General features: G+C 60.2%; 7 protein-coding genes. 3 read left to right on the top strand and 4 right to left on the bottom strand.

What is annotated here, in order from left to right; genetic code table 11:
• Positions 1-241 precede the first annotated feature (241 nt).
• Positions 242-2,074, top strand: coding sequence for a sigma-54-dependent Fis family transcriptional regulator (locus BSF44_RS26465; protein ID WP_095945991.1), 1,833 nt, complete (start codon positions 242-244; stop codon positions 2,072-2,074).
• 217 nt (positions 2,075-2,291) lie between these two features.
• Here the strand turns inward: BSF44_RS26465 and cysS are convergent, their stop codons facing one another.
• Both cysS and BSF44_RS26455 read right to left on the bottom strand, forming a co-directional pair.
• On the bottom strand, positions 2,292-3,674 hold the full coding sequence (gene cysS, locus BSF44_RS26460; protein WP_095945990.1) for a cysteine--tRNA ligase: 1,383 nt from the start codon (positions 3,672-3,674) through the stop codon (positions 2,292-2,294).
• Positions 3,675-3,694: 20 nt separating this feature from the next.
• Entirely contained in the window at positions 3,695-5,392 is a 1,698-nt protein-coding gene (locus tag BSF44_RS26455; RefSeq protein WP_095945989.1) for a glutamine--tRNA ligase/YqeY domain fusion protein, read from the bottom strand.
• Positions 5,393-5,659: 267 nt separating this feature from the next.
• Here BSF44_RS26455 and BSF44_RS26450 point away from each other — a divergent pair, with 267 nt between their 5' ends.
• Entirely contained in the window at positions 5,660-6,163 is a 504-nt protein-coding gene (locus tag BSF44_RS26450) for a peptidylprolyl isomerase (RefSeq protein ID WP_046037821.1), read from the top strand.
• Complete coding sequence (gene lpxH, locus BSF44_RS26445) at positions 6,160-6,912, top strand: UDP-2,3-diacylglucosamine diphosphatase (protein ID WP_095945988.1); 753 nt, start codon at positions 6,160-6,162, stop codon at positions 6,910-6,912. The genes BSF44_RS26450 and lpxH overlap by 4 nt, the downstream gene beginning before the upstream one ends.
• Positions 6,913-7,035: 123 nt before the next feature.
• Here lpxH and BSF44_RS26440 read toward each other — a convergent pair whose 3' ends face one another.
• Both BSF44_RS26440 and BSF44_RS26430 read right to left on the bottom strand, forming a co-directional pair.
• Complete coding sequence (locus BSF44_RS26440; RefSeq protein ID WP_095945987.1) at positions 7,036-8,568, bottom strand: DHA2 family efflux MFS transporter permease subunit; 1,533 nt, start codon at positions 8,566-8,568, stop codon at positions 7,036-7,038.
• Positions 8,569-8,740: 172 nt separating this feature from the next.
• Positions 8,741-9,943, bottom strand: coding sequence for an efflux RND transporter periplasmic adaptor subunit (locus tag BSF44_RS26430; RefSeq protein ID WP_095945985.1), 1,203 nt, complete (start codon positions 9,941-9,943; stop codon positions 8,741-8,743).
• Between the last annotated feature and the right edge of the window lies 1 nt (position 9,944).

Raw genomic sequence — 9,944 nt, 5'->3', positions numbered from 1 at the left:
GGAAATGAACAATTGAACAGTTCACCCATTGACAGTGAACAATAGTGAACAACACTCTACGGATGATTTTTGCCTTTCCCAGAACATGAAATAAATGCAAAACCTGTGGGAGCGAGCCTGCTCGCGATAGCGGTGGTTCAGCCAATATCAATGTCGACTGACACTCCCATTCGCGAGCAGGCTCGCTCCCACAGGGAACTACCCATAAAAACAATAAAAGCTTGCCCAGAGATCGACTGCCATGGCCGCACCCGCATCGCCGTTGTCCCACGACGCCATCATCCAGGACTCCTGGTCCCGTTGCCGCGCGTTCGGCCTCAGCCATCAAAGCACGCCGGCATTCGACCAATTGCCGGCCGCGGGCATCGCGCAATTGCTGGAGAGCCAGCATTCACTGGTGCAAACCACCCATCAGGAAGTGCTGCCCTACTACGAGAACATCCTCAGCAATTCCAATTGCCTGATCATGCTCGCCGACCACCAGGGCCAGGTGCTAACGTCCTGGGGCACCCAGCGCTTCATCGAACCGAAACTGGCCCGGGGTTTCAGCGCCGGCGCCAGCTGGATGGAACGTTGCACCGGTACCAACGCCATCGGCACCGCCCTGGCCTGCGAACAAGCGGTGCACATCGAGCACGATGAACATTACCTCAAGGCCAACCGCTTCATGACCGGTTCCGCCGCGCCGATTTTCGATGCCGAGCGCAAGGTGATCGCGGTGCTGGACGTGTCCAGCGACAGCTACCTGCCCCCCTCCCACACCCTGGGCATGGTCAAGATGATGAGCCAGACCGTGGAAAACCGGCTGATCCTCAACCTGTTCCATGGCCAGCATTTCCAGCTGACGTTCAATACCGGACTGAACAACCTCGACAGTCAGTGGGCCGGGTTGCTGATATTCGACGAGACCGGCCAGGTGCTGTCGGCCAATCGCCGGGCTGACAATCTGCTGGGCATCAGCCTGTCGCGGGTCAGTGTCGAAAGCCTGTTCAAGGTCTCGCTGCTGGAGTTGCTGAACCAGCCCGACGGCCTGCCCTTCGCCCTGCAAACCTCGGGGCGCAATCGCTTCCAGTGCCTGTTGAAGCGGCCGAAACAGGCAACGATTCAACCTCGAGTGTTCACCGAGCCGGTTGTAGCTGCACCCGCGCCCATCAGCCTCAACACCCTGCACTTCGGCGACAGTCGCGTGGAAAAAGCCGTGCGTCAGGCCGAGCGCTTGCTGGAAAAAGACATTCCATTGCTGATCCACGGTGAAACCGGGGTTGGCAAGGAAGTGTTCGTCAAAGCCCTGCATCAGGCCAGCTCACGCAGCAAACAAGCGTTCATCGCCGTCAACTGTGCAGCGATTCCCGCCGAACTGGTGGAGTCCGAGCTGTTCGGCTATGAGAAAGGCGCGTTCACCGGCGCCAACCAGAAAGGCAGCATCGGGCTGATCCGCAAGGCTGACAAGGGCACGCTGTTCCTCGATGAAATCGGTGACATGCCGCTGCCGACCCAGGCACGACTGTTGCGGGTGTTACAGGAGCGTTGCGTGCAGCCGGTGGGCAGCAGCGAGTTGTTCCCTGTGGACTTGCGCATCATTTCCGCGACCAATCGCTCGTTGCGCGAACAGGTACAACTGGGGCGGTTTCGTGAAGACCTGTATTACCGCATTGGCGGCCTGACCCTGGAACTGCCGCCGTTAAGAGAGCGCAGCGATAAAGAGGCACTGTTCAAACGCCTGTGGGAACAGCATCGCGAACCCAGCCAATGGGCTGGGCTGAGCCGCGAGGTATTGGAGCTGTTCGACCGTCATCCGTGGCCGGGAAATTTGCGCCAGGTCAGCAGTGTGATGCAGGTGGCATTGGCGATGGCCGAGGAACAACCGATAAGGCCGGAGCATTTGCCGGATGATTTTTTTGTCGACCTGGAGATGGAACCGGTCGATACGCCGGAACCGTTGGCCGTGGATCTGAATGATACCGAGGATTTGAACCGGCAATTGCAGGCGGCAGGGGGGAATATTTCGTATCTGGCGCGGCGGTTGGGGGTTAGTCGCAATACCCTTTACAAGCGGTTGCGCCAGACTGAATGACGATTGAACCGCGCTGGTGGGGTTTGGCTTGAGACCATCGCGAGCAGGCTCGCTCCTACAGGGGATCTATGTTGCTCACAAAACTCAAACCTGGCGAAAACCCAATGTAGGAGCGAGCCTGCTCGCGATTAAGTCAGCTCAGGCACCTCAAAAACAGCAGCCACCTCATAAACAAAAACCCGCACAAGGCGGGTTTTGTCTGTAACAAGTAAAACTATCAGTCAGCCAGACGCCAGGTCGTGCCGCCCTTGCCGTCTTCCAGCACCACGCCCATGGCGGTGAGCTGGTCGCGGATGCGGTCGGATTCGGCCCAGTCCTTGCCGGCACGTGCCGCCAGGCGCGCTGCAATCAGTGCCTCGACTTCGGCTGCATCCACGCGCCCTTCGGCGCCAGCCTGCAGGAAGTCATCTGCCTCAAGCTGCAACACACCCAACACACTGGCCAGCTCTTTCAAACGGGCTGCCAGACCGGCCGCTGCGTTCAGATCGCTCTCGCGCAGGCGGTTGATCTCGCGGACCATCTCGAATAGCACCGCGCAGGCTTCCGGCGTACCGAAGTCGTCGTTCATCACCGTGGTGAAACGCTCGACGAAAGCTTCGCCGCCAGCCGGTGCAACGTTCGGTAGGCCTTTCAACGCGTGGTAGAAACGCTCCAGGGCGCCCTTGGCGTCCTTGAGGTTGTCTTCCGAGTAGTTGATTGCGCTGCGGTAGTGGCTCGACACCAGCAGGTAGCGCACGACTTCCGGGTGGTACTTGTCGAGCACGTCGCGAATGGTGAAGAAGTTGTTCAAGGACTTGGACATTTTCTCGCCATTGATGCGAATCATGCCGCAATGCATCCACGCGTTGGCGTAGGTCTTGCCGGTCGCTGCTTCGCTCTGGGCAATTTCGTTTTCATGGTGCGGGAACTCCAGGTCGCTGCCGCCGCCATGAATGTCGAAGGTCTCGCCCAGGCAGCAGGTGGACATCACCGAGCATTCGATGTGCCAGCCCGGACGCCCGGCGCCCCACGGCGATTCCCAGCTCGGCTCGCCCGGCTTGGTGGCTTTCCACAGCACGAAGTCCAGCGGGTCCTGCTTGGACTCGTCGACTTCGATGCGTGCACCGATGCGCAGGTCTTCGATCTTCTTGCGCGACAGCTTGCCGTAGCCCATGAACCTGGCAACGCGGTAGTACACGTCGCCATTGCCCGGGGCGTAGGCGTAGCCCTTGTCGATCAAGGTCTGGATCATGCTCAGCATGCCCGGAATGTGATCCGTGGCACGTGGCTCCATGTCCGGCTTGAGGATGTTGAGGCGCGCCTCGTCCTCATGCATCGCGGTGATCATGCGTTCGGTCAGCGCGTCGAACGGCTCGCCGTTCTCTTTCGCCCGATTGATGATCTTGTCTTCAATGTCGGTGATGTTGCGCACATAAGTCAGGTTATAACCGCTGAAGCGCAACCAGCGGGTCACCAGGTCGAACGCAACCATGCTGCGGCCATGGCCAATGTGGCAGTAGTCGTACACGGTCATCCCGCAGACGTACATGCGCACATTGTTGCCATCGAGCGGCTTGAAGACTTCTTTGCTCTTGGTGAGCGTGTTGTAGATCGTAAGCACGTTAATTCCTTGACGCTAAATCACTGGCCCCACGAATCACGCAGGGTCACGGTACGGTTGAATACCGGCTGACCTGGTTTCGAGTCCTTGAGATCGGCGACGAAGTAACCCTCGCGCTCGAACTGGAAACGGTCTTCCGGCTGTGCATTGCCCAACGAGGGTTCAGCACGACAACCGGTGAGTACCTGCAGCGAATCAGGGTTGATGTTGTCCAGGAAACTGGCGCTGTCTTCGGCCTTCTCAGGGTTGGCCGAACGGAACAGACGATCGTACAACCGCACTTCGCACTCGACGCTGGCCGCAGCCGGTACCCAGTGGACCACGCCTTTGACCTTGCGGCCCTCAGGGTTCTTGCCCAGGGTGTCCGGATCGTACGAGCAGCGCAGTTCAACGATGTTGCCATCGGCGTCCTTGATCGCTTCATCGGCACGAATCACGTAGCTGCCACGCAGGCGCACTTCACCGGCCGGTTCCAGGCGCTTGTAGCCCTTCGGCGGCTCTTCCATGAAGTCTTCACGGTCGATGTAGATTTCCCGGGCGAACGGTAAAGCGCGCACGCCCATGTCTTCTTTCGGGTGGCACGGCAGTTCAAGGTTCTCGACCTGGCCTTCCGGATAGTTGGTGATCACGACTTTCAGCGGACGCAGTACGCACATGGCGCGCGGGGCGCTGTGGTCGAGGTCGTCACGGATACTGAATTCGAGCATGCCGAAGTCCACCACGCCGTCGGAACGGTTGGTGCCGATCATTTCGCAGAAGTTGCGGATCGATTTCGGCGTGTAGCCACGGCGGCGGAAGCCCGACAGCGTGGACATGCGCGGGTCGTCCCAGCCATTGACGTGACCTTCGTCCACAAGCTGCTTGAGCTTGCGCTTGCTGGTGATGGTGTAGTTCAGGTTCAGGCGGCTGAACTCGTACTGGCGCGGGTGCGCCGGCACCGGCAAGTTGTCGAGGAACCAGTCGTACAGCGGACGATGGCTTTCGAACTCCAGGGTGCAGATCGAGTGGGTGATGCCTTCGATGGCGTCCGACTGACCGTGGGTGAAGTCGTAGTTCGGGTAGATGCACCACTTGTCACCGGTCTGGTGGTGGTGAGCGTGACGGATGCGATACATGATCGGGTCGCGCAGGTTCATGTTCGGCGAGGCCATGTCGATCTTGGCCCGCAGCACCCGTGCGCCGTCCTTGAACTCGCCGGCTTTCATGCGGGCGAACAGGTCCAGGTTCTCTTCGACGCTGCGCTCGCGAAACGGGCTGTTCTTGCCCGGCTCGGTCAGGCTGCCGCGATACTCCTTGGCTTGCTCCGGGGTCAGGTCATCGACGTAGGCATTGCCGGACTTGATCAACTCCACCGCCCAGTCATGCAACTGGTCGAAATACTGCGAGGCGTAGCGCACTTCGCCGGACCACTCGAAGCCCAGCCATTTGACATCGCTTTCGATCGCGTCGATGTATTCCTGGTCTTCCTTGGCCGGGTTGGTGTCGTCGAAACGCAGGTGCGTGACGCCGCCGAACTCCTGGGCCAGGCCGAAGTTCACGCAGATCGACTTGGCGTGGCCGATGTGCAGGTAGCCGTTGGGTTCAGGCGGGAAACGGGTGACGATTTGCGTGTGCTTGCCCGAGTCCAGGTCTGCCTGGATGATCGGCCGCAGGAAGTTGACCGGCACGGCAGGGCCGGTCTTGGCATTCGAGGTAGGGTCGACAGTGGGCTTGCTCATAGGATCCTTGAACGTACAAGTGCGTGGCCGTAATGAAGGCCGGACAAAACAAAGGCGCTATCATAGCCGATGCCGTCAAGTACCTGACAGAGCGCACTCTGTAAACCGTCGTATTTAATAGGCCGCAAATGAAAAAACTGCCTCGAAATTCGCGTCTGGCACGCTAAACTGCGCACCTTGGCCAAGACAGGCCGAACCGGTTGCGGGACGGAATGTCCCAGAACCACGAATTCCTTAGATATGCTTCATCTCAAAAGAGTACCGATCATGACCCAAGTCAAACTGACTACCAACCATGGCGACATCGTCCTCGAACTGAACGCCGACAAAGCCCCGATCACCGTGGCCAACTTCGTCGAGTACGTTAAAGCCGGTCACTACGAAAACACCGTTTTCCACCGTGTCATCGGTAACTTCATGATCCAGGGCGGCGGTTTCGAGCCAGGCATGAAAGAAAAGAAAGACAAGCGCCCAAGCATCCAGAACGAAGCTGACAACGGTCTTTCCAACGACAAGTACACCGTCGCCATGGCCCGCACCATGGAGCCGCATTCGGCTTCCGCGCAATTCTTCATCAACGTGGCCGACAACAGCTTCCTGAACCACAGCGGCAAGAACGTTCAGGGCTGGGGCTACGCGGTATTCGGTAAAGTGACCGCCGGCACCGACGTTGTCGACAAGATCAAAGGCGTGGCCACCACTTCCAAGTCCGGCCACCAGGACGTACCAGCAGACGACGTGATCATCGAGAAAGCCGAGATCATTGAGTGATATTGCTGATTTCAGACTTGCATCTGATCGATGCGCGCCCGGACATTACCCGGGCGTTTCTGGATTTGCTCGCCGGACGCGCCCGCTCGGCGAGTGCGTTGTACATTCTGGGCGACTTCTTCGAGGTATGGATTGGCGACGACGCCATGACCCCCTTCCAGCGCTCCATCTGCCAGGCCCTGCGCGACCTCAGCGACAGTGGCACGGCCATTTTCCTGATGCACGGCAATCGCGACTTCATGCTGGGCAAGGCCTTCTGCAAAGCAGCCGGCTGCACCTTGCTGAAAGATCCGAGTGTCGTGCAGTTCAACGGCGAGCCGGTGCTGCTGATGCACGGCGACAGTCTCTGCACCCGCGACGAAGCCTATATGAAGCTGCGTCGCTACCTGCGCAACCCGATCACCCTGTTCATCCTGCGGCACTTGCCGCTGCGCACCCGGCACAAGCTGGCGCGCAAGCTGCGCAGTGAAAGCCGCACGCAAACGCGGATGAAGGCCAATGACATTGTCGACGTCACGCCTGAGGAGATTCCGCGGATCATGCAGGAATACGGCGTGAAAACCTTGATCCACGGGCACACCCACCGCCCCGCGATTCACAAGTTGCAGCTTGGCGAGCAAGCGGCCAAGCGTATTGTGCTGGGGGATTGGGATCGTCAAGGGTGGGCGCTGCAGGTGGATGAGCAAGGGTTTGCGCTGGCGCCCTTTGATTTCACGCCGCCACCGCAACTGGCTGCACCCGCGAACTGACTACCAAACACAAAACCCTGTAGGAGCGAGCCTGCTCGCGATTGCGGACTCAAATTCAACATCATTGTTGATTGATCCACCGCTATCGCGAGCAGGCTCGCTCCTACAGGGGGTGTGCGGTGTTTAGTGTCCGGCCGAGGCCGCAGGCCCGGCCTTCGCCGTAAACGGTGGCTTCGCCAGCCACACGATCAATATCAGCCCCATGAACATCCAGCCCAACAAGGTGAAGTAATCCACCGTGGACATGATGTACGCCTGGCTGACCACCGTCTGCTCCAGCTGCGTATAGGCCTTGGCCCCTGCCCCGCCCAGTTGGCTCAGTGCTTCACGGGTTGCCGGATCGAAGGGGGTGATGCTTTCGGTCAGGTAGGCATGATGCTGGTCCGCCCGGCGTATCCAGATCCAGGTGGTCAACGACGCCGCGAAACTGCCGCCCAGGGTCCGCAAGAATGTCGCCAGCCCCGAACCGTCGGCAATCTGGCTGGGCGGCAGGTCCGACAGAAGGATGGTCAGGGTCGGCATGAAGAACAGTGCCACGCCGATGCCCATGAACAGTTGCACCATGGCGATGTGCTGGAAGTCCACTTCATTGGTGAACCCGGCGCGCATGAAACAGCTCAGGCCGATGGCCAGGAACGCCCCGCCCGCCAGCAGACGCATGTCGAATTTCGGTGCGTATTTGCCGACAAACGGCGCCAGCAGCACCGGCAGGATCCCCAGCGGTGCCACGGCAAAACCGGCCCAGGTCGCGGTGTAGCCCAGCCGCGTTTGCAGCCACTGCGGCAGGATCAGGTTGATCCCGAAGAACCCGGCATAACCCAGGATCAGCACGATGGTGCCGTAGCGGAAGTTGCGATGGGCAAACAGGCGCAGGTTGACCACCGGGTGTTCGTCGGTCATTTCCCAGATCACGAAGAACGCCAGGGCCACCACCGAAATCACCGAGCCGATCACGATGAAGCTGGATTCGAACCAGTCGGCATCGTTGCCCTTGTCGAGCACGATCTGCAACGCCCCGACACCGATGATCAACGCGATCAAGCCGACGTAATCCATAGGCTGGCGGCTGGTGACCACCGGACGCTTTTTCATCTGCTGGGTCACCACCCACGCCGCGAACAGACCGATCGGCACGTTGATGAAGAAAATCCACGGCCAGCTATAGCTGTCGGTGATCCAGCCGCCGAGGATCGGCCCGGCAATCGGCGCGACCACCGTGACCATCGCCAACAGCGCCAGCGCCAGCCCCCGTTTCGCCGGTGGGTAAACCGCAATCAGCAGGGTCTGGGTCATCGGGTACAGCGGCCCGGCCACCACCCCCTGCAGCACACGGAAGCCCACCAGCTCCGGCATCGAGGTGGAAATCCCGCACAGGAACGAAGCCAGCACGAACAGCAGTGTCGCCCAGACAAACAGCTTCACCTCGCCGAACCGTCGACTGAGCCAGCCGGTCAGCGGCAAGGCGATGGCGTTGCTCACGGCGAACGAGGTGATGACCCAGGTGCCCTGCTCTGAACTCACGCCCAGGTTGCCGGAGATCGTCGGCAACGCCACGTTGGCGATGGTGGTGTCGAGCACTTGCATGAAGGTCGCCAGCGACAGGCCGATGGTGCTGAGCAGCAGGCTGGGCGGCGTGAAAGACGCGTTATTGCTCATCGCGAATCCTTTGGAGCTGAATTTTTTGGAGCGGGGCCGGCGCTGCGCCGGTAACAGACGCAGCTAACCCTGTGGGAGCGAGCCTGCTCGCGAAGGCGTCAGCTCAGTCGACATTGATGTTGAATGTCAGTCCGCTATCGCGAGCAAGCTCGCTCCCACAAGGGCAGAGGGATCAGCGTTGCGCGGTCTTGCTGACCGCGGCGCTGTTGTCGTGGATCAACTGGGTGATCATCGCGTCGGCCTCGGCCAGTTGACGGTCGTAGACGTTGGTGCTGAACGACGCCTTCTGCGGTGGCTGTTGCGCCAGCACCGGTCCGCTCTGGTCGTGCAGGTCCACATCGACCATGGTCGACAGGCCGACCCGCAGCGGATGTTTGGCCAGTTCCTCGGCGTTGACGTGGACTCGCACCGGCACGCGCTGCACGATCTTGATCCAGTTGCCGGTGGCGTTCTGCGCCGGCAGCAGGGCAAAGGCGCTGCCGGTCCCGGCGCCGAGGCTGTCGATGGTGCCGCTGAATTTGACGTCGCTGCCGTAGAGGTCGGTTTCGATCTCCACCGGTTGGCCGATGCGCATGTCACGCAGCTGGGTTTCCTTGAAGTTGGCGTCGATCCACAGTTGATCCAGAGGAATCACCGCCATCAGCGCGGTACCCGGTTGTACGCGCTGGCCAAGTTGTACAGAACGCTTGGCCACGTAACCGGTGACCGGTGCAATCAGGACGCTGCGCGAGTTGTTCAGGTAGGCCTGGCGCAGTTGTGCGGCGGCGGCCATCACGTCCGGGTGCGATGAAACAACGGTGTCATCGACCAGCGCACTGGTGGTCTTGAGCTTCTGTTCGGCATTGGCCAGGGCGTTTTGCGCCGAGGTCAGGTCGTCGCGGGCGTGGGACAGCTCTTCCTGGGAAATCGCGCCGCCAGCGGCAAGGTTCTTGCGCCGGCTGAAGTTGTCCTGGGCCTTTTGCACTTCGGCTTTCTGGGCGTTGACCTGGGCCTTCATGCCATCCACATCGCTGTACAGGCCACGCACCTGACGCACGGTACGCGCCAGATTGGCCTGGGCGTTTTGCAGGCCGATTTCGGCATCGTTCGGGTCGAAGTTCACCAGTACCTGGCCTTCATGGACCAGATCGCCGTCATCGGCGCCGATGCTGACCACGGTGCCGGTGACCAGCGGGGTGATTTCCACCACGTTGCCGTTCACATAGGCGTCGTCGGTGCTTTCGCTCCAGCGCCCGTAGAACTCATGGTAGGCCCAGACGCCCGCGCCGCTCAGCACGACGATGGTCGCCAGGACCAGCAGCATGAACTTGCGCTTGCCCGAATTGGGGTTGCCCTGGGTGTTTTCAGGAGGTTGAGTTGTATCGGCAGTGGCCATG

It is taken from the genome of Pseudomonas sp. ACN8 (genome assembly GCF_002303925.1).
Taxonomy (GTDB): Bacteria; Pseudomonadota; Gammaproteobacteria; order Pseudomonadales; family Pseudomonadaceae; genus Aquipseudomonas.
This window is presented reverse-complemented; position numbering and strand designations above follow the sequence as displayed.